The 21,811-nt window shown below is 39.7% G+C and carries 21 protein-coding genes; 15 read left to right on the forward strand and 6 right to left on the reverse strand.

All coding sequences use genetic code 11. The features are described 5' to 3' along the window. Window positions 1-8 precede the first annotated feature (8 nt). The 6 genes from rnr to rplI all read left to right on the forward strand — a co-directional run bounded on the left by rnr (window position 9) and on the right by rplI (window position 4,945). A complete protein-coding gene (gene rnr / locus GTH24_RS01260; protein ID WP_072069599.1) occupies window positions 9-2,498 on the forward strand; it encodes a ribonuclease R in 2,490 nt (829 codons plus the stop codon). Window positions 2,499-2,588: 90 nt separating this feature from the next. Continuing rightward, window positions 2,589-3,332 carry a 23S rRNA (guanosine(2251)-2'-O)-methyltransferase RlmB gene (gene rlmB / locus GTH24_RS01265; RefSeq protein WP_006535748.1) on the forward strand — a complete coding sequence of 248 codons (744 nt, stop codon included), beginning with the start codon at window positions 2,589-2,591 and terminating at the stop codon, window positions 3,330-3,332. A 163-nt stretch (window positions 3,333-3,495) separates the two neighbouring features. Next, a complete protein-coding gene (gene rpsF, locus GTH24_RS01270) occupies window positions 3,496-3,894 on the forward strand; it encodes a 30S ribosomal protein S6 (RefSeq protein WP_072069598.1) in 399 nt (132 codons plus the stop codon). A gap of 8 nt (window positions 3,895-3,902) precedes the next feature. Next, entirely contained in the window at window positions 3,903-4,223 is a 321-nt protein-coding gene (priB, locus tag GTH24_RS01275) for a primosomal replication protein N (protein WP_036939458.1), read from the forward strand. Window positions 4,224-4,227: 4 nt separating this feature from the next. After that, window positions 4,228-4,455, forward strand: a complete 228-nt coding sequence (gene rpsR, locus GTH24_RS01280; protein WP_000135199.1) for a 30S ribosomal protein S18 — start codon at window positions 4,228-4,230, stop codon at window positions 4,453-4,455. A gap of 40 nt (window positions 4,456-4,495) precedes the next feature. After that, the gene (gene rplI, locus GTH24_RS01285; RefSeq protein WP_023583606.1) at window positions 4,496-4,945 is read left to right on the forward strand and encodes a 50S ribosomal protein L9; all 450 of its coding nucleotides are present in this window, start codon (window positions 4,496-4,498) and stop codon (window positions 4,943-4,945) included. 74 nt (window positions 4,946-5,019) lie between these two features. Here rplI and GTH24_RS01290 read toward each other — a convergent pair whose 3' ends face one another. Together GTH24_RS01290 and GTH24_RS01295 are read right to left on the reverse strand one after the other, a co-directional pair. Then, a complete protein-coding gene (locus GTH24_RS01290) occupies window positions 5,020-5,688 on the reverse strand; it encodes a LysM-like peptidoglycan-binding domain-containing protein (RefSeq protein ID WP_072069597.1) in 669 nt (222 codons plus the stop codon). 53 nt (window positions 5,689-5,741) lie between these two features. Beyond that, the gene (locus GTH24_RS01295; protein WP_072069596.1) at window positions 5,742-7,436 is read right to left on the reverse strand and encodes a hypothetical protein; all 1,695 of its coding nucleotides are present in this window, start codon (window positions 7,434-7,436) and stop codon (window positions 5,742-5,744) included. A gap of 239 nt (window positions 7,437-7,675) precedes the next feature. Between GTH24_RS01295 and GTH24_RS01300 the strand changes: the two genes are divergently transcribed. The 3 genes from GTH24_RS01300 to zinT are packed head-to-tail and all read left to right on the forward strand — an operon-like array spanning window position 7,676 to window position 8,715. Beyond that, complete coding sequence (locus tag GTH24_RS01300) at window positions 7,676-7,924, forward strand: type B 50S ribosomal protein L31 (protein ID WP_072069595.1); 249 nt, start codon at window positions 7,676-7,678, stop codon at window positions 7,922-7,924. A gap of 13 nt (window positions 7,925-7,937) precedes the next feature. Beyond that, window positions 7,938-8,063, forward strand: coding sequence for a type B 50S ribosomal protein L36 (ykgO, locus tag GTH24_RS01305; protein ID WP_006535739.1), 126 nt, complete (start codon window positions 7,938-7,940; stop codon window positions 8,061-8,063). A gap of 4 nt (window positions 8,064-8,067) precedes the next feature. Further along, window positions 8,068-8,715 (forward strand): metal-binding protein ZinT, encoded by a 648-nt coding sequence (gene zinT, locus GTH24_RS01310; RefSeq protein ID WP_164525858.1) that lies wholly within the window; start codon window positions 8,068-8,070, stop codon window positions 8,713-8,715. Between the two features lie 143 nt (window positions 8,716-8,858). Here the strand turns inward: zinT and GTH24_RS01315 are convergent, their stop codons facing one another. Next, complete coding sequence (locus GTH24_RS01315) at window positions 8,859-10,307, reverse strand: NAD-dependent succinate-semialdehyde dehydrogenase (protein WP_072069593.1); 1,449 nt, start codon at window positions 10,305-10,307, stop codon at window positions 8,859-8,861. A 372-nt stretch (window positions 10,308-10,679) separates the two neighbouring features. On the opposite strand from GTH24_RS01315, the gene GTH24_RS01320 reads away from it, so the two are divergent. Together GTH24_RS01320 and cysQ are read left to right on the forward strand one after the other, a co-directional pair. Then, entirely contained in the window at window positions 10,680-11,300 is a 621-nt protein-coding gene (locus GTH24_RS01320; protein ID WP_072069592.1) for a peptidylprolyl isomerase, read from the forward strand. 142 nt (window positions 11,301-11,442) lie between these two features. After that, the gene (gene cysQ / locus GTH24_RS01325; protein WP_164525859.1) at window positions 11,443-12,183 is read left to right on the forward strand and encodes a 3'(2'),5'-bisphosphate nucleotidase CysQ; all 741 of its coding nucleotides are present in this window, start codon (window positions 11,443-11,445) and stop codon (window positions 12,181-12,183) included. Window positions 12,184-12,237: 54 nt separating this feature from the next. Here cysQ and GTH24_RS01330 read toward each other — a convergent pair whose 3' ends face one another. After that, a complete protein-coding gene (locus GTH24_RS01330) occupies window positions 12,238-12,798 on the reverse strand; it encodes a YtfJ family protein (protein WP_072069590.1) in 561 nt (186 codons plus the stop codon). Between the two features lie 282 nt (window positions 12,799-13,080). Between GTH24_RS01330 and GTH24_RS01335 the strand changes: the two genes are divergently transcribed. Continuing rightward, entirely contained in the window at window positions 13,081-13,287 is a 207-nt protein-coding gene (locus GTH24_RS01335; RefSeq protein ID WP_036939412.1) for a DUF1107 domain-containing protein, read from the forward strand. 75 nt (window positions 13,288-13,362) lie between these two features. Here the strand turns inward: GTH24_RS01335 and GTH24_RS01340 are convergent, their stop codons facing one another. Both GTH24_RS01340 and msrA read right to left on the reverse strand, forming a co-directional pair. Next, window positions 13,363-14,745 (reverse strand): hemolysin family protein, encoded by a 1,383-nt coding sequence (locus tag GTH24_RS01340; RefSeq protein ID WP_115351217.1) that lies wholly within the window; start codon window positions 14,743-14,745, stop codon window positions 13,363-13,365. Window positions 14,746-14,895: 150 nt separating this feature from the next. After that, window positions 14,896-15,534 carry a peptide-methionine (S)-S-oxide reductase MsrA gene (msrA, locus tag GTH24_RS01345; protein ID WP_164525860.1) on the reverse strand — a complete coding sequence of 213 codons (639 nt, stop codon included), beginning with the start codon at window positions 15,532-15,534 and terminating at the stop codon, window positions 14,896-14,898. A 126-nt stretch (window positions 15,535-15,660) separates the two neighbouring features. Between msrA and tamA the strand changes: the two genes are divergently transcribed. Genes tamA through GTH24_RS01360 form a run of 3 tightly spaced genes read left to right on the forward strand, consistent with a single transcriptional unit; the run spans window position 15,661 to window position 21,577 of the window. Next, window positions 15,661-17,403 carry an autotransporter assembly complex protein TamA gene (gene tamA, locus GTH24_RS01350; RefSeq protein ID WP_164525861.1) on the forward strand — a complete coding sequence of 581 codons (1,743 nt, stop codon included), beginning with the start codon at window positions 15,661-15,663 and terminating at the stop codon, window positions 17,401-17,403. Next, window positions 17,400-21,224 carry an autotransporter assembly complex protein TamB gene (gene tamB / locus GTH24_RS01355; RefSeq protein WP_431311717.1) on the forward strand — a complete coding sequence of 1,275 codons (3,825 nt, stop codon included), beginning with the start codon at window positions 17,400-17,402 and terminating at the stop codon, window positions 21,222-21,224. The genes tamA and tamB overlap by 4 nt, the downstream gene beginning before the upstream one ends. A 5-nt stretch (window positions 21,225-21,229) precedes the next feature. Beyond that, window positions 21,230-21,577, forward strand: coding sequence for a gamma-glutamylcyclotransferase family protein (locus tag GTH24_RS01360; protein ID WP_072069585.1), 348 nt, complete (start codon window positions 21,230-21,232; stop codon window positions 21,575-21,577). Window positions 21,578-21,811 lie beyond the last annotated feature (234 nt).

Raw genomic sequence — 21,811 nt, forward strand, 5'->3', positions numbered from 1 at the left:
AGGTCATAATGTCAAAAGATCCTTTTCAAGATAGAGAAGCAGAGAAATACGCCTCTCCAATTGCTAGTCGCGAATATATTTTAGAAGAAATGAAAAAGCGCACGGCTCCAATGAGTCGTGAAGATTTAGCGCAGGCGTTAAAAATTTCTGGAGAAGAAGACCTAGAGGCGTTACGTCGCCGTTTAAGAGCGATGGAGCGTGATGGTCAGTTAGTGTTTACTCGCCGTCAGTGTTACGCATTGCCTGAACGCCTTGATTTATGGAAAGGTAAGGTCATCGGTCACCGTGATGGTTATGGTTTTTTACGTGCAGAAGGTCAAAAAGATGACCTTTATCTTTCACAAGATGAAATGAAAAAAACCATGCATGGTGATGTTATTCTTGCTCAACCTTTAGGTATGGATAGAAAAGGCCGTCGTGAAGGTCGCGTAGTGCGTGTTATTGAACCAAGAAATAACCAAATTGTTGGCCGCTATTTTATTGAATCTGGTATGGGATTTGTTGTACCGGACGATAGCCGTTTAAGTTTTGATATTCTTATTCCTAAAGAAGATATCATGGGTGCGCGTATGGGTAATGTGGTGGTGGTTGAAGTCACTACAAGGCCAACGCGACGGACTCAAGCTGTAGGTCGTATTGTTGAGATTTTAGGTGAAACGATGGGAACAGGTATTGCGGTAGAAATCGCATTACGTACTCATGAAATTCCTTATACTTGGCCTGCAAAAGTCACAAAAGAAGTCGCTGATTTAAAAGAAGAAGTGCCTGATTCTGCCAAAGAAGGTCGTATTGATTTACGTGGCTTACCTTTAATTACAATTGATGGTGAAGACGCACGAGATTTCGATGACGCAGTGTACTGTCAACGTAAAAAAGGCGGTGGTTGGCGTTTATGGGTCGCAATTGCTGATGTTAGTTACTATGTACGTCCACAAACGGCACTAGATACAGAAGCACGTAGTCGAGGAAACTCCGTTTATTTCCCTTCTCAAGTTGTCCCGATGTTGCCAGAAATTCTGTCTAATGGGCTGTGTTCACTAAACCCACAAGTTGATCGTTTATGTATGGTTTGTGAGATGACCGTTTCTGAGCAAGGGCGTCTCTCTTCTTATAAATTCTATGAAGCAGTGATGAGCTCTCATGCACGAATGACATACACCAAAGTGTGGAAGATTATTCAAGGCGATGAAGAGTTACGTGAACACTATAAACCTATCGTTCAAGATATTGAGCATCTATATGAGTTATACCAAGTGCTTGATAAAGCGCGTGAGCAACGTGGTGCGATTGGGTTTGAATCTGAAGAAGCGAAATTTATCTTCAATGCAGAGCGCCGTATTGAACGTATCGAGCCTGTTGTTCGTAACGATGCACACAAATTAATTGAAGAGTGCATGATCTTAGCGAATATCGCCGCAGCTCGTTTTGTTGAGAAAAATGAAGAGCCTGCGTTATACCGTATTCATGATAAACCGAAAGAAGAAAGTGTACTGAATTTACGTTCAGTCTTTAATGAATTAGGTTTAACATTGCCGGGTGGGTTAACACCAGAACCAGCAGATTATGCGCGTGTCATGAAAGAGGTTGAAGACCGACCTGATCGTGAAATGCTACAAACTATGATCTTGCGCTCAATGAAACAGGCGATTTACGATCCTGAAAATCGTGGACACTTTGGTTTAGCATTGAAGTCTTATGCACACTTTACCTCGCCAATTCGTCGTTATCCTGATTTAGCCTTGCACCGAGCAATTAAATATCAAATTGCTAAACAAGAAGGTCACGGCTCACAGCGTTGGACCCCAACAGGCGGCTACCATAGCGATATGGATACTATGTTGCAATTAGGTGAGCACTGTTCTTTAACGGAACGTCGTGCTGATGAAGCAACAAGAGATGTGGCTGATTGGCTAAAATGTGATTTTATGCTGGATCAAATTGGTCAACAATTTACGGGTATTATCACTAGTGTAACGGGCTTTGGTTTCTTTGTTCGCTTAAATGATCTATTTATTGATGGCTTAGTGCATGTTTCTACATTAAATAATGATTACTATCAATATGATAATGTGGGGCAGCGTTTAATTGGTGAGTCTTCAGGACAAGTCTATCGCCTCGGTGATGAAGTTGAAGTTAAAGTTGAAGCCGTCAGTATGGATGAACGTACTATCGACTTCTCCTTAATTTCAACAACACGCACAGCACGTAACCCAGGTAAAACAGCACGAGTTCGTGGCTTAAAGGGCGAAAAAGACAAGAAAAACGCAAGTTCTAGTAAGTCTCGACGTCGTGATGCAAGCAAAGATAAAAACTTTGAGCCAGATAGCGCCTTTAAAAAAGGAAAATCAGCTAAAAGCAATGCAAACAAAGACAGAGCTGTAAAAGACCAAGTTGCTAAAGATAAAGCGAGTAGTAAACGCAAGAAAGCATCATCACAAACCAAAAAGATAGAAGCAAAGCTTAAAGCTAAACGCGCGGCCAAACGCGATAAAGCATAAGATTTGTTCTTCTAGTTCTTTTTTAAAAGGCGGAGACCCCGCCTTTTATCTGTTTTGTACCTTTTATTTTTTTAATGAGTAATCACCGCTATGAGCGAAGAAATTATTTATGGTATTCACGCAGTAAAAGCATTACTTGAGCGTGATCCTGCGCGTTTTAAAGAAGTTTATGTATTAAAAGGGCGTGAAGATCGCCGTTTAACTCCCGTTATCCATGAATTAGAAGCCCAAGGGATTTTAGTTCAAGTGGCTAATCGTCAGTGGTTAGATAGCCAAACGGAAGGTGCTGTTCACCAAGGTATCATTGCAAAAGTGAAACCTGGTCGTCAGTACCAAGAACAAGATTTACCCGATTTATTAGCTAAAGTTGGTACACCTTTCTTATTAGTGTTAGATGGCGTAACAGATCCGCATAATTTAGGTGCATGTTTACGTAGCGCAGATGCAGCCGGTGTACATGCTGTCATTGTTCCCAAAGATCGTTCCGCACAATTAAATGCTACAGCAAAAAAAGTCGCATGTGGTGCAGCGGAAAGTGTTCCTTTAATTAAAGTGACTAACCTTGCTCGTACATTGCGTTTTTTGCAAGAAGAGAACGTTTGGATTGTCGGCACAGCAGGGGAAGCAGACCATACTTTATATCAAAGCAAACTTACCGGTCCTATGGCTTTGGTGATGGGGGCTGAAGGTGAAGGAATGCGCCGTTTAACGCGTGAGCATTGCGATGAACTTATTAGTATTCCAATGGCGGGTACGGTGTCTTCGCTCAACGTTTCTGTCGCAACGGGTGTTTGCTTATTTGAAGCAATGCGTCAGCGTATTATTGTGAAATAATCGCTTAGCTTATTTTATTCTCTATACTCCCTTGAGTTTTATTGGCCGCGGGGGTATAGTTACGCGTCAATTTTTTCAGTCACAACTTAAACAAGTTCCTTGCCTCCATGGGTGGTGACTGACCCTGACAGGAGGCTGATAAATCCGTAAGGAGCAATATCAAATGCGTCATTACGAAATCGTTTTTATGGTTCATCCTGACCAGAGCGAACAAGTTCCGGGCATGATCGAGCGTTATAAAACCGCTATCACTAATGCAAATGGTCAGATCCACCGTCTAGAAGACTGGGGTCGTCGTCAATTAGCTTATCCAATCAACAAACTGCACAAAGCACACTACGTTCTGATGAACGTTGAAGCTCCGCAGGAAGTGATTGATGAACTGGAAACTACTTTCCGTTTCAACGATGCCGTTCTCCGCAACATGATCATGCGTACTAAACACGCAGTAACTGAAGCTTCTCCAATGGTTAAAGCAAAAGACGAACGCCGTCGTGATATCGCTGATGACCTCGATGAAGAAGATGAAGTTGATGATGTAGCAGAGGATTCTGAAGAGTAATTAGTGCTGTGACGGCTAATAATCATTTGGTGCTAACTGGCACAGTGTGCAAAGCATTAATACGAAAAGTTAGCCCCGCTGGGATCCCGCACTGTCAATTTGTTATTGAACATCGTTCAATGCAAGAAGAGGCGGGATTAAAAAGACAATCATGGTGTCGAATGCCCATTATTGCTAGCGGGAAAGCGTTACAAGCAGTTACTCACAGTATAACGGTCGGCAGCCAAATCACCGTTTCAGGATTCATTAGTAGCCATCAGGCGCGAAATGGATTATTTAAATTGGTGCTTCATGCCGAGCAGATTGAATTGATAGATTCTGGAGACTAGCCATATGGCACGTTATTTCCGTCGTCGTAAGTTCTGCCGTTTCACAGCAGAAGGCGTACAAGAGATCGATTATAAAGATATCGCTACGCTGAAAAACTATATCACTGAAAGTGGTAAAATTGTACCAAGTCGTATCACCGGTACTCGTGCAAAATACCAGCGTCAGCTGGCTCGTGCTATCAAGCGCGCACGCTACCTGTCTTTATTACCTTATACTGATCGTCATCAGTAATAGGTATATAGTCCATTAATGACTTGTAGAGGATAAGGTAATGCAAATTATTCTGCTTGATAAAGTAGCGAATCTGGGTAGCCTGGGTGATCAGGTTAACGTAAAATCGGGCTATGCTCGTAACTATTTAATCCCACAGGGTAAAGCTGTTTCTGCGACTAAGAAAAACATCGAGTTTTTCGAAGCGCGTCGTGCTGAGTTAGAAGCTAAATTAGCTGAAACTTTAGCAGCAGCTGAAGCTCGTGCAGCGAAGATCAATGCACTGGGTTCTGTCACTATCAGCTCTAAAGCGGGTGACGAAGGTAAACTGTTTGGTTCAATCGGTACTCGTGACATCGCTGATGCAGTAACTGCAGCTGGCGTTGAAATGTGTAAGAGCGAAGTTCGCCTGCCAAATGGCGTTCTGCGTACTACTGGTGACCACGAAGTTCACTTCCAAGTTCACAGTGACGTATTCGCTGAACTGAATGTTATCATCGTTGCTGAATAATCTTTGATTAAACAGTGAATGTTGATAAAGAAAAACGCCAGCTTTGCTGGCGTTTTTTTTAACTCAATTTTTGACTAAGGTGTTCGGTAATAACTACCATCACTTAAACGTGTATAAGTGATAACTGTGCCAGCACTGTTTGTGACTTCCAGCATACTTACATCACCTTGTGGACTACGTTGTAATCGAATTGCCTGCCCTGAACGTAGTTGGCTTAATGATTTTTGTTGATCTTCAGATTTTGCCATAGAGAAAGCATCATTTACTGGAAGTTGATTATCTCTAAAGAGCTGCGCTAAGGTCTGCCCTTCTTTAATGGTATATGTTTGCCATTTTTGTGCAGATGTTGAAGCGGGATCTTGTGGTTGTGTTGTTTGAGCAACACCTTCATCTATATTGTTTGTCGTTGAATTCTCATTAGGAAGCTCCGTTCCTTGATCGGCATCTAAGCTATCCTGTGCTTGAGGGATCGGTGCTTGATAAATTGGATCTTCGCTAGTGACTGATGGTGCAATGGGTACAGGAAGATCTTGCGTCGATGATGACGGTTGAGGTGGCTCACCGTTATTTTCACTTGTTGGCCAAAAAAATACGACCAACAAAACCACGGCAATAACCAGTATTGCTCGACGATGTAAGCCAGGGAATTTGCCCATATTCACCTCATTATTGATCTGTGAATCAGTATTATGAATTGCTGTAACATCTTTTTTATTCCTTGTAGCCATACTAGCACGAACCATGATCCTAACCTGCTCCCTGAATTCTTTTCAGAATTATCTATTCGCTCTAACCATTAATGTTCTTCGTTTCCTTGATGGTTAACTAAAAATAACTTTATACGTTGATAAGCATTTTTATCGGTTTCTATGGTTAAGGCTTGTGTTAATTCACCATAAAGATCATGAGGCAATAATGTGTCAGACCAAGTTGAAAGAACATTCAGCGCCATATTTCTATCACGCAATGTCGGGCTACGTAACTGCCGTTTGATGAGTGACCAGCCGATACCGGGAAAACCACCAAGATCTTGCATAATGTATTCAACGGCATGATGAGGCTGATATTCAGAGTAGGTAGTTATTAATGGATCATCTGTGCTATCGAATGCTGTTAATTCAATTTGTTGTTCTGCAAGTTTGACTACTCTTTCTATTTTATGAGAAGCATCTGTTTGCATTAATTGATGCCACCAGTCTGCATTGGGATTATCTTTTTGCAGTGAAAAAAGCAACTCCCAAATATCAAGACGAAGAGATTTTGCAACCAAACTTGCTTGGTAATTTTTTGAGCGAGAGGGATGTTGTAATGCTTCAATAATGAGTGTTGACCACTCTGGTTTTTGAATAATATTTTGTGAAATAGACATAATTTGCTGTTGGCCATGGTCATCCCACCCTAATGTTTCGAGTAATAACCAATCTTCACCACTATTTTGTACAAAATCAGCGATTTCACAAACGCAATGAAGCAATTTTAGCTCTTTGGGTGGCAGTACATCGACTTGTGAAATAAACGCTTTGCAAACCTGAGCACCTTCAATGTAATCATAAATATCTTTTGCTGGGCCACCATTAAGCAATGCACGCAGTAAATCACTACAACCTAATAGTAATGTGTTATCTAAAGGATGCGTATGGAGCATCTCTAAAAGTTTGCCTTTCGTTACACAGTCATAGGCAACATATTCTGTCATTACATTATTCTTATAGCCTTCCGTGAGTAACCAATAACGGTTATTTACCGAAAGCATTGTTGGCAGATATTCAATAAATTGAATACGTCCCCACCCCTTAGTACGTTGACCAAATGAATATAAAAAAGGCTCAAATTCTTCACAGGAAAGGCGTTGTTTTAGTGAACGAATAGCATAGAGTGTAAATTCAGGATGAAGAGCAAATAATAAAAGTAAACGTTGAGATGTATTATCACGAAATGATCTTAATAATCCTAAAGCAATTTTAACTGGATTCTTATCAGGGCTCAGTTTCAAGATCCATAAGATCAACTGAAAATAGATCTCATTTTTAAACAGTGCTTCATCTTGTTCTATTTGCTCGTTCAACTGGGAAAGATAAGTTATCGGGGCGAGTTTATCCTGACAGGCAATTGCATAAAAAGAAGTAATATGATCTTTATCGGGTAAAAGCACAACATGTTTGATGGCGTTATAGAGTGATAGGGCAAACTCCTCACATGATTGTTGTGAAGGTTGCTGTTCGATCGCGCGACCTATCCGTTGATGCAGAATAATGCCTTCGCGAGCTCCTGCCGACCAACTGAAAGGAATAGACTCATTATTTGATTTTTCTTTTAAATGACTTTCTGACAATAGATTTAATTCATCAGGTAAAGGTACATCGCCTATTTCATAAGGAATTAATAGTGAAAAAAGTGAAGGAGTAGAAGCAGGAAAAACATTAGGAAAGTCTATGTTGAGATCGATAGACAGAGGTGACTTACTGAAAAGCTTATCGCGCCAATTAGTCATAATATGTCCTATTTGTTTTGCCGTCTTAGTATAACTCTAGCGGAAAATAGAAAAGCTGGATAAAAAAAGGCCAGAAAATCCACTTATATCACTTAAAAAGTACATACCTAAAACAACCTACTTTTTCCTAAGATAAAAAACAGACTAAAAAAAACTGGTCAAGGAAATTAAAAAGCGCTACATTACTGCAATTCAATATTGTTACATTATAACATTACATATATGAGTTGGAGTTTTATATGAAACCAGGCATTCATCCACAATATCGAACTGTTATTTTTCATGACACAAGTGCAGATGCTTACTTTAAAGTTGGTTCAACCATTAAGACGGAAAAAACGATAGAGTATGAAGGGCAGATGTATCCTTATGTTACGTTAGATGTCTCTTCTCAATCTCATCCATTTTATACCGGTAAGCAGAAGACACATTCTCAAGAAGGTAATGTGGCGCGCTTTAATAAACGTTTTGGCCGTTTTGTTAAATAAGAAGGAAAGAAAAATGCAGGTATTAAGTTCATTAAAAAGTGCAAAACAGCGTCATCCTGATTGTAAGGTTGTACGTCGCCGTGGTCGTCTTTATGTGATTTGTAAGTCAAATCCACGTTTTAAAGCAGTTCAGGGGTAAGATCATGCAAAGTCCGATACTTTCTTGTGTTTTAATTATGGGATTGTTGAGTAGTGCGATGTCTGTTGTGGCTCATGGGTATCATCATGAAAAAGTAAAAACACAAGCACAACGCGATGCTGCTAACGGAATTTTTGAGGACAAGGATGTTCTCAATCGTCAATTGAGTGACTGGGAAGGTGTATGGCAATCAGTGGAGCCTTACCTTCATAGTGGCGAACTCGATATTGTCTTACAGAAAAAAGCAGAAGTGAAAAAAGATAAGACAATTGAAGAATATCGTGCTTATTACACACAAGGGTATAAAACAGATATTGATATGATTGGTATTGAAAATAATATCATTGAATTCCATCGTGGTGAAAACGTAGATAGCTGTGAATATCACTATGACGGTTATCGTATTCTACATTATGAATCAGGTAAAAAAGGAGTACGTTATCTTTTTCGCTGTGATGATGTCAAAAGCCAAGCGCCCAAATTTATTCAATTTAGCGACCACATTATTGCACCAGAGAAAGCAGAGCACTTCCATTTATATATGGGCAATACATCGCAAGATGAATTACTTAAAGAATTAAGCAACTGGCCAACATATTACCCTTATTCAATGAAAGCAGATGACATTGTTCATGACATGCTTTATCACTGATTTAAGCAAAATAAATAGAAAATAAAATAATAAAAAATCTTTAGCAAAGGAATGCTAGATTTTTTCGATAATAAGAGAAAATAGTAAAGGAAAAAGCAGTAGCATCCATGCTGACTTACTTTTATAGGGGGGATAGCGATTATTTATAATCCTTGGCAGAGATATTTCATCTCCATATAGTCTTCAATGCCATGTTCAGAGCCTTCACGACCTAAACCTGATTGTTTAATACCACCAAATGGTGCCACTTCATTGGAAATTAAACCGGTATTAATTCCCACCATGCCGTATTCTAAATTTTCAGCAACACGCCAAATACGTTGTGGATTTTCACTGTAAAAATAAGCAGCTAAACCATAAATAGTGTTATTGGCTAAATGCACCACTTCATCTTCATTTTCAAAAATAACTAAAGGTGCAACAGGGCCAAATATCTCTTCTTCAAGAATATGGCTATCAGCCGGAACATTGCCGATAACAGTAGGTTGGAAAAAGTTTTCACCTGCTTTATCACGCTCTCCACCACAAAGCAGTGTTGCACCCCGTTTTAGTGTGTCAGCAAGCAATGATTGTGATTTTTCAATAGCTTTACGGTTAATCAGAGGTCCAATAGTGACACCTTCTTTAAAACCGTTTCCTACTTTGAGCTTTTTGACAGCAGCAACAAAACGTTCACTAAATTGTTGGTAAACATCTTTATGAATATAAAAACGGTTAGCACAAACACAAGTTTGCCCTGCATTACGGAATTTAGCGCCCATAGCCCCTTCAACGGCTTTATCAATATCGGCATCGTTAAACACGATAAATGGCGCATTACCGCCTAATTCTAAAGAGACTTTTTTGACACTATCAGAACATTGACGCATTAATAAACGTCCAACACCTGTCGAGCCAGTAAAACTTAATTTGCGAACACGGTTATCAGAGGTAAAGACTTCGCCAATTTTAATCGCATCACCAGTGACAATATTAATAACACCCGCAGGAATACCAGCTTGAGTTGCTAGTTCAGCTAAAGCTAGTGCGGTATAAGGTGTTTCATTGGCTGGTTTAATTACCATAGTACAACCCGCGGCTAATGCCGGTGCGGCTTTACGGGTGATCATAGCAGCAGGGAAGTTCCAAGGTGTAATAGCAGCACAAACACCGATACCTTGTTTTATCACCATCAAACGTTTATCAGCAGAAGGTGAGGGGATGATTTCACCGTTGGTTCTTTTACCTTGTTCAGCAAACCACTCAATAAAAGAAGCCGCATAAGTAATTTCGCCTTCAGCTTCAGCAACAGGTTTTCCTTGCTCAAATGTCATTAACTCAGCAAGTTTTCTCTTGTTTTCAGTGATTAATTTAAACCAATTTTGTAATAATGCGCTACGTTGATGGGCTGTTAGTGCTCGCCATTCGGGTAAGGCTTTTTGTGCAGCATCAATCGCCATTATTGCTTCTTGTGTTCCCATATTAGGAACAGTACCCAGAAGTGTGCCAGTTGCGGGATCAATGACATCAACCGTGTCGTTATTTTTAGCGTTACACCAAAGGCCATTAATATAGCCTTGTTCGCGGAAATAGGGGTTTGTCGTTATCTTCACTTAATACCTCTCTGAACACATCTATACTTGTCATACTTCAAATTACAGGAGGATTGACTATGCTTAGTGAGACGAATGACATCGTTTTCTATGCACTCCCACCTGACTACCACTTGAATTATTTAGAGTATATATATATTGATATTTATAGATTTAGGCAGTTTTGAGCCTATTTATAAGTATATGCCTGTGTTGCGATGTTGTGAAAATAAGTATGACAAATCACACTAAAAAAGTGCTAAAAATAGGATAAATAGAGTCAATTGTTTAGGTTTTTAATGAATAATTCCCATTACTCAAGACAGAAGGTTTACGCTGTACCTTACCACTGTTATTCTTGGGACTAACTTTTATAAAAAACAGGTATTTTTCATGTCAAAACCATCATTTGATTCTATCGAATCACAGGCAAGTTACGGTATTGGTCTGCAAGTCGGTCAACAACTGACTGAATCAGGTCTTCAAGGATTAGAGCCCGCAGCACTGTTAGCTGGCTTGACCGATGCATTAGAAGGTAATGCGCCTTCTGTACCTGTTGAAACATTACACAATGCCTTACGTACTATGCATGAACGTGCTGAAGCTGTTCGTCAAGAACGTCAAGCTGAGCTGGCTGATGCTGGTAAAATTTTCTTAGAAGAAAATGTGAAAAATGAAGGCGTTCAAGTTACAGAATCAGGTTTACAGTATAAAGTACTGACAGCGGGTGAAGGTACGATCCCTGCACGAACTGATCATGTTCGTGTTCACTACACTGGTCGTTTAATTGATGGCACTGTATTTGATAGTTCTGTTCAACGTGGTCAGCCAGCAGAATTTCCTGTAAATGGCGTTATCGCAGGTTGGATTGAAGCATTAACATTAATGCCAGTAGGCTCTAAATGGGAACTCTATATCCCTTATCAATTAGCTTATGGCGAACGTGGAGCAGGTGCGGCTATTCCTCCATTCGCAACATTAGTATTTGAAGTGGAATTATTAGAAATTTTATAATTTCTTATTCTGCGGTAAATCAGAGTAAAAAATAGCCGGTTTTGCCGGCTATTTTTGTCTCTATACTAAACTAAAGAGATCGTAGGGTAATTGATTTTTATAAGAGAAGTGATCATGCTTATAGAAATAAGAGAGGTGCATTATGTTAGAACAAGTCAGCAAATTAGCTCGCCAAGCCGGTATGACGATAATGCAGATTTATCAGCAATCCGAGCCAATTCAAGTGCAGGAGAAAAGTGATAATTCACCTGTTACAGAAGCAGATTTAGCAGCTCATCAAATTATCAAAATAGGACTTGCTTCTATTGCTCCTGATATACCTCAATTATCTGAAGAAGATCCACCTGAATGGGAAGTTCGCCGTCATTGGGAGCGGTATTGGCTAATTGATCCACTAGATGGTACTAAAGAATTTATTAGTAAAAATGGTGAGTTTACGGTGAATATCGCCTTAATCGAAAAAGGCATTCCTGTTTTAGGGGTAGTTTATGCACCAGTGCAAAATGTGTTATATGCAGCTGCCAATAAAAAAGCGTGGAAAGAGGAGTGTGGGCAGCGATTACCCATTCATGCAAGTCGGGCAGAACCTCCTGTGATAGTGATCAGTCGTTCTCATCAAGATGACGAGTTAAAAGAATATTTATCACAGCTAGGTGAACATCAAACGGTCGCTGTTGGTTCATCTCTAAAATTTTGTCTTGTTGCGGAAGGTAAAGCACAGCTTTATCCCCGTTTTGGACCAACACATACATGGGATACGGCGGCAGGTCATGCCATAGCGATTGCTGCTGGCGCACATGTCACAGATTGGAAAGGCATAACGTTGGATTATTCTCCCAAAGAGTCTCTGATTAACCCAGGGTTTAGAGTTTCAATATTTTAGTGTAATAAAATGAAGTTGGAGCCCTTTGTTTCATGAGGGCTCTGACACAGAAAATTACTCTTTTATTAAATCGTTGATAAGATTAATTGCCGTCGTTATTTCAGCACCACTCAAAACACCTTCTTTAGCAAAGCGGACTTTACCTTGTTTATCAAGTATGACAATCATTGAACTCTCTTTTTCTAATCCCCATCCTTTTTGTGCAATACCATCAGCATCAACAATAAACTGTGACCAAGGAAACTCTTTTTTGCTGTCTTCAACGCTGCCACGTACAAAGGGACCGGTACCAAATACGGCATCATCTGTATTAATGATTGTCGTTGTTTGATAACTCGCTTGCGGGAATTTGGCTAATTTAACCGCTTCAATAAACGGTGCATTCATCTCCTTTGCCTTACTACGTCCTGCTATATGCTGAACTGTTCGTACTTTTCCACTAAGCAGACCACTGTTCCAATTTTGGTAGCTAAACTTATCTTTAGTTGTGTCATAAAGCAGTTCACCTTTGTCATTGATGGTGACTGCTGGTAGTACGGTATTTTCAGTGATGTTATGAGCAAATCCCCATGTTGATGTGCTAAGTAAAAGTGCAGCTAAGGTGAGTTTGTGCATAGCCATTGTCCTATGATTGAGATGACGTTAGGTTCTATTTAAGCATAGAAGCTAGTGAAGAATAATACTGCATTTTTGATACATTTATTTAACATTGAGTGGGTAAGATATTGCTTACGTTATCTTGATTTATATTCTTTACTGTCAATAAATGTAAAAATAGATAAGAAATTTAAATAAGTTGAACCTAGTACTTATAATTAGGTCTTTAAATTTGATATATAAAGATAAGTCTTTATGACTTATTAAACTCAACAACGAGCATGGGAGACTAACTGAAAGATGAAAATCTTCAATCGCTATAACCCTGAAAAAATTGCTCTCTACGTTAAGACGTTATTTCGTGGACGGTTTTACATCAAAGGAATGGGTGCATTTGAATTTGATTACGGCAAAATTTTACTGCCTAAAATAAAAGATAAGCTACATTTTAATGTTATGAGTGAAGTAAACCAGCAGGTTATTTTGCTTAAGGCTGAAATGGGTTAACTTTTATCTGATAGATAACTGAGTCTTTCTCTTTGAGTTTTCAGATAAGACTCAGTTATTAATTTCATTTAGTTACTAATCTGCAATTTTATTTTCATCTTTTTTGATTTCTACTTCCGTCGTTGTTGTCTGTGTAACAGGAACATGCTCCTGTAAGACGGGTTTAACGGGAGGGATATCATCAATTTTTGTCACAAGTAATTGATCAATTTTATAATTATCAATATCGACAACCTCAAACTTATACCCTGAGAACTTCACATAGTCTGTACGTTTTGGGATCTTGCGTAAGCGAAACATCATAAAACCAGCAATAGTTTCGTAATTACTTGAATCAGGGAAATCGTCAATATCAAGTGCGCGCATCACATCATCAATTGGTGTACCACCTTCAACTAACCATGAATGCTCATCACGACTGACAATTTGCTCTTCTTGTCCTGGTCCAATTAAATCGCCCATCAATGTTGTCATCACGTCATTTAGCGTAATAACGCCCATTACCATGGCATATTCATTGAGGATGATGGCAAAATCTTCACCTGATGTTTTAAAACTTTCTAACATATCTGAGAGTGTTAATGTATCAGGAATAATGAGTGCTTTGCGGATATGAACACCTTCATTGAGATTTAGGCTTTGTCCATTAATAACTCGATTAAGAAGCTCTTTAGAATCCACATAACCAATAATATGGTCGATATCACCTTCACAAACTAAAAATTTAGAGTGGGGTTGGGTGGCAATTTTTTCTTTAATATCGCTTTCAGTTTCTTCGCGATCAAAATAAACCACATCTTCCCGAGGAGTCATTGCCGAAGGAACGGTGCGTGATTCTAATTCAAAGACATTTTCAATGAGTTCATGTTCTTGTTTACGTAAAACCCCTGCAACAGCGCCGGCTTCTACAATGGCAAAGATATCATCAGAAGTAATATCTTCATTTCTGACCATCGGGATTTTAAACAGCTTGAAGATGAGATCAGCCATGCCGTTGAATAACCATACCAGAGGACGGAAAAAGGCAAGGCAGAAACGCATTGGATTCACAATTCTCAATGCGATGGCTTCAGGCTTAATCATACCAATACGTTTTGGGGTTAAGTCAGCCAGTAAAATAAACATTGATGTGACAATAATAAAAGAGCAGATAGATCCAAGCTGTTGAGCTAGAGGTTCTTCAAAAAATTGTAGGTAGAAGCTTTTTAGTGAAGGAGAGAATGCAGATTCGCCAACGATACCCGCCAAAATGGCAACTGCATTTAATCCAATTTGAACGACAGTAAAAAACATGCCTGGCATTTCTTGCATTTTTAAGACGCGGGCAGCGTTAATATTGCCTTCATCAACGAGTTGTTTGAGTTTAATTCGACGAGAGGCGGCAAGAGAAATTTCAGACAGCGAAAAAAAGGCGCTGATGGCACAAAGCAAAAGCACAATGAGTAAACTATTAAGCATATAAGGCTCACATCACCCCGAGTATTCAATCCAAAGGGCAATACTAGAGTGTTAAAAATAGAAGATAAATCAATATATTGTGATGAAATTATTCACAAAGATAGATAAGAGGGCGTAATTATATCATCGCCCTACTATTTTCTGCTAGTGTTACTTTTCAGGTGGAAAACAGATACCAATCCCGCCCAATCCACAATAACCTTGTGGGTTTTTGTGTAAATATTGCTGGTGGTAATCTTCAGCAAAATAAAAAGGGCCGGCTGGCTGTATTTCTGTCGTAATTTCCGTTGTTGCACCTTGAGTATTCATTGCTTGTTGGTAACGTTTTTTTGACTCAATGGCTTGTTCATATTGCTCTGTGTTAACAGTATAAATGGCAGAACGGTATTGGCTGCCAATATCATTACCTTGGCGCATACCTTGTGATGGATTATGATTTTCCCAAAAAAGAGCCAGAAGTTGTCGGTAGCTAATTATTGTGGGATCAAAAACAACTCTCACCACTTCACTATGGCCAGTTAAGCCTTGGCAAACTTGTTGGTAGGTTGGATTTTCTGTTACACCGCCGCTATAGCCCGCACTTGTTGAGTAAACACCGGGTTGTTGCCAAAACAGACGTTCTACGCCCCAAAAACAACCCATGGCAAAATAAGCGACACTCATCTTTTCAGGAATGTCATTAATAGAATGCCCATTTACTGCATGATTAGCAGATATTTCTAATGGTGTCGAGGTACCTCTTAAGGCATTCTCTGGTTGGTAAGCTTTATGTTGCAAGGTAGACTCCATTTTTTATATTTGTAAACGCTTTACTATGGTAAAGGCTTAATATTGTTATAAACTAAATCTACAATAAAGCTTAAAACAGTTTGTCGTCAATTTATCACATGGATTAAATCATATTGAGGAGAAAACGTGCCGAGATACTCCGTTATCTACGTTCTCTGTCTGTCTTTTATCGCACCTGTTGCTTATGGGGCAAGTTTGCGTTTAAAAGTAGAAGGTTTAGAAGGGCAACTCGAAAAAAATGCGCGAGTCCAGCTATCAAACATTACAACAGAAGAAGTTGCACCTGACGGGCGTTTTCGTGCGCGTGTTGAAAAAGCAATTCAAGAAGGACTTCGCCCTTTAGGCTATTATCAGCCTAGTGTGACATTTTCTTACCAAGAAAATACACCGCCAACACGCTCTGTATTAACCGCTAAAGTTGAACCAGGCATTCCTATTTTAATTAAAGGGGTCGATATTGTTCTTGAAGGTGGTGCTAAAACCGACGAACAATACGCAAAAGTAATTAAAGAAAATACTCCTCCTCTTGATAGTGTTTTAAACCATGGTGATTATGAAAAGCTCAAAGGTTCATTAACAGGACTTGCTATCCGTCGTGGTTACTTTGATGCAGAAATGGATAAAAGCCAGCTAGGCGTCTCATTAGATAATCATGCATCATATTGGGATTTTGTCTTTAATAGTGGTGAACGTTATCGCTTTGGCAAAGTAAATTATACTGGCTCTCAAATCCGCGAAGACTATTTACAAAATATTGTTCCTTTTAAAGAAGGACAGTATTACGCCTCTGAAGATCTGGCTGAATTCAACCGACGCTTAGCCGCAACGGGATGGTTTAACTCTGCGGTTGTTACTCCTGATATTGCAAAAGCACGGGCTGAAGGTTCTCATCTTTTACCGATGAGCGCAGTTGTAACACCTCGTTCTCGTAACTATGTAGAGCTTGGTGGCGGTTATGCTACCGATGTTGGTCCTCGCCTTAATATGCAGTGGGATAAACCATGGATGAATTCGCGTGGCCATAGTTTAACTTCCAACATTAGTGTTTCTCAGCCTGAACAATCTATTGGAGCAAACTATAAAATTCCACTTAAGGTCAATCCATTAGAGCAATATTATGGTGTTCAAGGTGGTTTTAAACGTACTGATTTAAATGATACTCGCTCTGATACCACAACGTTAAATGTGTCTCGTAACTGGGATATGTCTACAGGCTGGCAATACAGTGTGAATACACGTTGGAGTCTCAGCCACTTTACCCAAGGTGAAGTTACAAATACCACCATGTTGCTTTATCCCGGCGTAACTGCCAGTCGAGTACGTCAACGTGGCGGTATGATGCCTTATTGGGGAGATAGCCAACGTTACTCATTAGACTACTCCAATAAAATATGGGGTTCAGATGTTGAGTTTGCTGCATTCCAAGCGCAACAGGTGTGGATACGTACACCATGGGAAGGGCACCGCTTTGTTGTAAGAGGCAATTTTGGTTGGATTGAAACCAATGCTTTTGAACGAGTACCTCCTGAATTACGTTTCTTTGCAGGGGGTGATAGAAGTGTTCGAGGCTTTAAATACCAAAGTATTTCACCAGAAGATAGTAAAGGTAATTTAACAGGGGCATCAAGGATGCTCGTTGGATCGGTAGAATATCAATATAACGTTACGGGTAATTGGTGGAGTGCTGTCTTTATTGATAGTGGTGAAGCCGTTAATGATTTTACTCGCAGCGATTTTAAAACAGGTGCTGGTGCAGGTGTACGTTGGGCATCACCTGTTGGGCCAATTAAATTTGATTTAGCACTACCTGTGAGTGACGTTGATAAACGTAGACTCCAGTTTTATATCGGGTTAGGAGCAGAGTTATGATAAAAAAGTGGTTGAAATGGATTGCGTTAACACTCCTTATCATTATTTTGCTTACATTTGGTGCTGTAGCTTGGATTTTAGGAACACAATCAGGTTTGCATTTTGCCATTAATAGTGCAGCTCGCTGGGTTCCAGGCTTAGTTATCAAAGATGTTAATGGTGGCTGGAAAGATCTGCGTTTGACGGGTGTTGAATATCAAATGCCCGGAGTTGATGTGAATGTGGGTGAGTTATCGTTAGGATTACGTTTAGCATGCCTAACGGATAAACAAGTTTGCATTGATACATTGGCGACACGCGATGTGGTTGTTAATGTTGATACTAGTGCTTTCCCACCCTCTGAAGAAACCCCACCATCAGATCCTTTAACTGAGCTTAATGCTCCGTTACCTATCTATTTAAACTCGCTCTCATTAGAAAATACGCATGTGAAGATTGATGATATGGCAATCTCGCTGGATGAGTTTAAAACAGGTGCACAGTGGGAAGGTCGCCAAGTCACATTAAATCCAACTGTTATTAATGATTTGCTGGTGGCGTTACCTAAGACTCCGGAAGAAGGTAGTGTTGAAGCGGTTACCCAAGATGTAAAAGAAGTCGTAACTGCAAAACCTAAAGCTGAACCTAAAACACCAGAAGAAAAAGAACAGGCATTAGCAGACACAATTAAAACGATCTTTGCTAAGCCATTATTGGCTGAATTACCTGAAATTATTATTCCTGTAGATATCAATATTGAAGGTATTGAAGGTAAGCAATTACAAGTGAGTGGGGATGCCCCAGTTACTATCAATCAATTATCTTTTGAAGCGAATACTCAAGGTAAGCAAGTTAATCTCACTAAATTACGTGTTGATGCGTCAGAAGGTGAGGTCAGTTTAAAAGGGGGGATCACGCTTGATAAACAATGGCCTGTTAATTTAGATATCAACGCTACCATTCGTGATGTTGTGGGCTTGGAAGATTTTAAAGATCAAAAAGCGACACTTTCTTTACAAGGTGCGTTGCTCGAAGAGCTTAAATTAGCACTTTCTTTAACTGGAACAGTAACTGCTACACTTGATGCACAGGCTGAACTAGCCAAGCCACATCTTCCATTAAAACTGACCTTAGAGAGTCAAAAAGTACGTTGGCCATTAACTGGGGATGTACAGTATCAACTTAATGACACTCGACTACGTCTCAATGGTCAGACGGATAATTATACCCTTTCATTGCGTTCTGATATCCAAGGTCAGGAGATCCCGCCAGCCAAATTAATGTTGGATGCAAAAGGTAATGAAGAAAAAATAGAGTTAACACGCCTGCGTTTAGCTGCATTACAAGGCAACGCTGATATCACAGGTGTGGCTGATTGGAGTAAAGCAATTAGTTGGAATGCGTTGCTCACTATTTCAGGAATTAATACCGCAAAACAGTATCCTGATATGCCTGCAAAATTAGATGGGCGTATTGCTACAACGGGAAGCCTGTATGGTGGAAGTTGGCAATTACGTGTTCCTGAAATCACGTTAGATGGCAATATCAAAAATAATCTTATCAAGGCGAGAGGGAATGCCTATGGTAATGATTCTGGGCAATGGAATATTCCTCAATTAAATCTGATACTGGGTAAGAATAAGCTTGATATCGAAGGACATCTAGGTGACAAGTGGGCATTAGATGCCAATATTAATGCACCAGGATTAAATGGTTTAGTGCCAGGACTTGCTGGTGTTGTAAAAGGTAAGGTGAATATTCGAGGTGACATTAATGCACCGAAGATTATTGCTGATATCAACGCTCAGGGCATTAAATGGCAAGATCAAGTGAGTGTTGGATCTATTACGATTAAAGGCGATGTTCAGTCTGATAAAGAGATTGGTGGCAAACTGGCTATTACTGCACGTCAGTTAAGACAAGCAGATTTAATTATCCGTAATTTAACGTTAGATGCAGCAGGTACAGAAAAACAACATAAACTCACGTTGAAAATGGATGGCGAACCTGTTTCTGGTGGGCTGACATTAGCAGGATCATTCGATAAGGAGAACCAACAGTGGAAAGGAACGCTAAATAATACGGCTTTTGATACCCCTGTGGGTGAGTGGCGTTTAAATAAAGCAATGGCGCTGAATTTGTTGGCAGAAAAGCAAGAGATTACGATTGGCTCTCATTGCTGGGTGAACCCAAATGCACAAGTCTGTGTTCCTAAAGCGATAACAGTGGGTGAAAGTGGAACGGCTGCAATTACGCTAACACGTTTTGATTTAGCAATGATAAAGCCGTTCTTACCACCTGAAACTTCTGTTCGAGGCGTATTTACAGGGGATGCCACTGCAACATGGAATTCAAAAAGTGGATTACCGAAGGCATCTGTCAATCTAAAAGGGCAAGGTGTTGCGGTAAAACAGAATATTGAAGGAACGATTTTACCTATTGATTTTGATGCTATTACCTTAAATGCGGGTATGAGTAATGGTAAAGCTACATTGCAATGGCTGATTAGCATTGCAGGTAATGGTGATTTTAAAGGTAACGTACATGTTGCCGATCTTGAGAAAAAGCGCCAACTATCAGGTACGGTTGATATTGATAATTTGACATTAGATTTAATCAAACCGTTCTTAGGTAAAGGTGAAATTGCTCAAGGGAATATTGGTGCTCAATTACGTTTAGGAGGAAGTGCTCAATCGCCACTGTTATTTGGTCAATTCGGGATTAATCAATTAAAAGTGGTCGGGCATTGGATCCCATTTGATATTACGAAAGGTAATGTTGATGTTCGATTCAATGGAGCAACATCGGACTTAGGCGGCAGAATTGAGATACCAGAAGGTTACTTAAACCTTACTGGGAATGCAGATTGGCGTCAGTTAGATGAATGGCGCGCAGTGGTAGCTGCTAATGGTAATAAACTACGCGTGTCATTACCTCCAATGGTGCGTATTGATGTTAATCCTGATCTCGTCTTTGAGGCTAGCCCTCATTTACTGAAATTAGATGGTCGTATTGATATCCCTTGGGCTCGTATTGTGGTTCAAGAATTACCGGAATCAGCAGTATCGGCATCTTCTGATGAAGTGATGCTAGATAAAAACTTACAACCTATAGCACCAAAAGAGACATCGATTCCAATTCAAAGCAATTTAGCGATTAATATTGGTGATGATGTGACGCTGGACGCATTTGGGCTTAAAGCAAGATTGACGGGAACACTTAAAGTCAATCAGAATAAACAAGGACTAGGTTTAAATGGGCAAGTTGATATTCCAAGAGGGGAATTCAAAGCCTATGGGCAAGACTTACAAGTCCGTAAAGGCCAAATCTTGTTCTCTGGACCCGTTGATCAACCTTACTTAAATATCGAGGCTATTCGTAACCCAGATAATACCGCAGATAATGTGATTGCGGGGGTTCGAGTAACTGGGCTTGCTGACCAGCCTAAAGTGGAGATTTTCTCTGAGCCTGCTAAAACACAACAAGAAGCATTATCTTATTTGTTAAGAGGCGAAGGTCTAGACAGTGGTGATGCTGATTCATCACAAATGACAGCAATGTTGATAGGATTAGGCGTTGGTCAGAGTGGCCAGCTTGTAGGGCGCATAGGTGAAACCTTTGGTGTTTCGGATTTAGCGCTTGATACACAAGGTGTGGGGGATAACTCACAAGTCGTGGTCAGCGGTAAGATAACGAACGACCTACAAGTGAAGTATGGAGTGGGTATATTTGATTCGCTAGCGACGTTAACCTTACGTTATCGCTTGATGCCCAGGTTGTATTTACAAGCAGTGTCTGGTATGAATCAGGCAATAGATCTGCTTTATCAATTTGAGTTTTAAATTATATGCGAATTATTGTTTATGGAAGTTTACGGCAGAACCAAGGTAACCATCACTGGATGACGTATGCGCAACTTTTAGGTGAGCATACGTTAGTGGGGTACAAACTCTATGATTTAGGGTTCTATCCTGCGGTTGTTGAAGGTGAAGGAGAGATAGAGTGCGAAGTCTATCGGATAACTCCCTCTATCTTGACAGAGCTTGATGAATTGAAAAAGAATGATCAGGATTACAAGCGACAACTGATTTCAACGCCTTATGGCAGTGCTTGGATCTATCTTTATCAAAAGCCAGTTGATGGGTTGAAAGAAATCAAAAGCGGAGATTGGCTAAAACGTCACGAAGAAGAGTAATTGGCGAATTTTAGCTATTACGATAGATGACTCAGTAATGATAAAAAAGCGCGATATTTATATCGCGCTTTTTATTTTTAGTGAAAATATAATTTCTATAAAATTAATAACAAGCTTTAATTTTTATTACTATTTTATTATTTATAGTAGAGACAGTCATATTTCTAATGCTTGTAAACATTTATATTATTTTTACTTTGAAATTTAAGTCAGTAATTATTTATTTTATTTTTA

It is taken from the genome of Proteus vulgaris (assembly GCF_011045815.1).
GTDB classification, from domain to species: Bacteria; Pseudomonadota; Gammaproteobacteria; order Enterobacterales; family Enterobacteriaceae; genus Proteus; species Proteus vulgaris_B.

Excerpts from the sequence above, each read along its gene's own strand:
- rnr (WP_072069599.1), top strand. The coding sequence starts at position 9 with ATGTCAAAAGATCCTTTTCAAGATAGAGAAGCAGAGAAATACGCCTCT.
- rlmB (WP_006535748.1), top strand. The coding sequence starts at position 2,589 with ATGAGCGAAGAAATTATTTATGGTATTCACGCAGTAAAAGCATTACTT.
- rpsF (WP_072069598.1), top strand. The coding sequence starts at position 3,496 with ATGCGTCATTACGAAATCGTTTTTATGGTTCATCCTGACCAGAGCGAA.
- rpsR (WP_000135199.1), top strand. The coding sequence starts at position 4,228 with ATGGCACGTTATTTCCGTCGTCGTAAGTTCTGCCGTTTCACAGCAGAA.
- rplI (WP_023583606.1), top strand. The coding sequence starts at position 4,496 with ATGCAAATTATTCTGCTTGATAAAGTAGCGAATCTGGGTAGCCTGGGT.
- GTH24_RS01290 (WP_072069597.1), bottom strand. The coding sequence starts at position 5,688 with ATGGTTCGTGCTAGTATGGCTACAAGGAATAAAAAAGATGTTACAGCA.
- GTH24_RS01295 (WP_072069596.1), bottom strand. The coding sequence starts at position 7,436 with ATGACTAATTGGCGCGATAAGCTTTTCAGTAAGTCACCTCTGTCTATC.
- GTH24_RS01300 (WP_072069595.1), top strand. The coding sequence starts at position 7,676 with ATGAAACCAGGCATTCATCCACAATATCGAACTGTTATTTTTCATGAC.
- ykgO (WP_006535739.1), top strand. The coding sequence starts at position 7,938 with ATGCAGGTATTAAGTTCATTAAAAAGTGCAAAACAGCGTCATCCTGAT.
- zinT (WP_164525858.1), top strand. The coding sequence starts at position 8,068 with ATGCAAAGTCCGATACTTTCTTGTGTTTTAATTATGGGATTGTTGAGT.
- GTH24_RS01320 (WP_072069592.1), top strand. The coding sequence starts at position 10,680 with ATGTCAAAACCATCATTTGATTCTATCGAATCACAGGCAAGTTACGGT.
- cysQ (WP_164525859.1), top strand. The coding sequence starts at position 11,443 with ATGTTAGAACAAGTCAGCAAATTAGCTCGCCAAGCCGGTATGACGATA.
- GTH24_RS01330 (WP_072069590.1), bottom strand. The coding sequence starts at position 12,798 with ATGCACAAACTCACCTTAGCTGCACTTTTACTTAGCACATCAACATGG.
- GTH24_RS01335 (WP_036939412.1), top strand. The coding sequence starts at position 13,081 with ATGAAAATCTTCAATCGCTATAACCCTGAAAAAATTGCTCTCTACGTT.
- GTH24_RS01340 (WP_115351217.1), bottom strand. The coding sequence starts at position 14,745 with ATGCTTAATAGTTTACTCATTGTGCTTTTGCTTTGTGCCATCAGCGCC.
- msrA (WP_164525860.1), bottom strand. The coding sequence starts at position 15,534 with ATGGAGTCTACCTTGCAACATAAAGCTTACCAACCAGAGAATGCCTTA.
- tamB (WP_431311717.1), top strand. The coding sequence starts at position 17,400 with ATGATAAAAAAGTGGTTGAAATGGATTGCGTTAACACTCCTTATCATT.
- GTH24_RS01360 (WP_072069585.1), top strand. The coding sequence starts at position 21,230 with ATGCGAATTATTGTTTATGGAAGTTTACGGCAGAACCAAGGTAACCAT.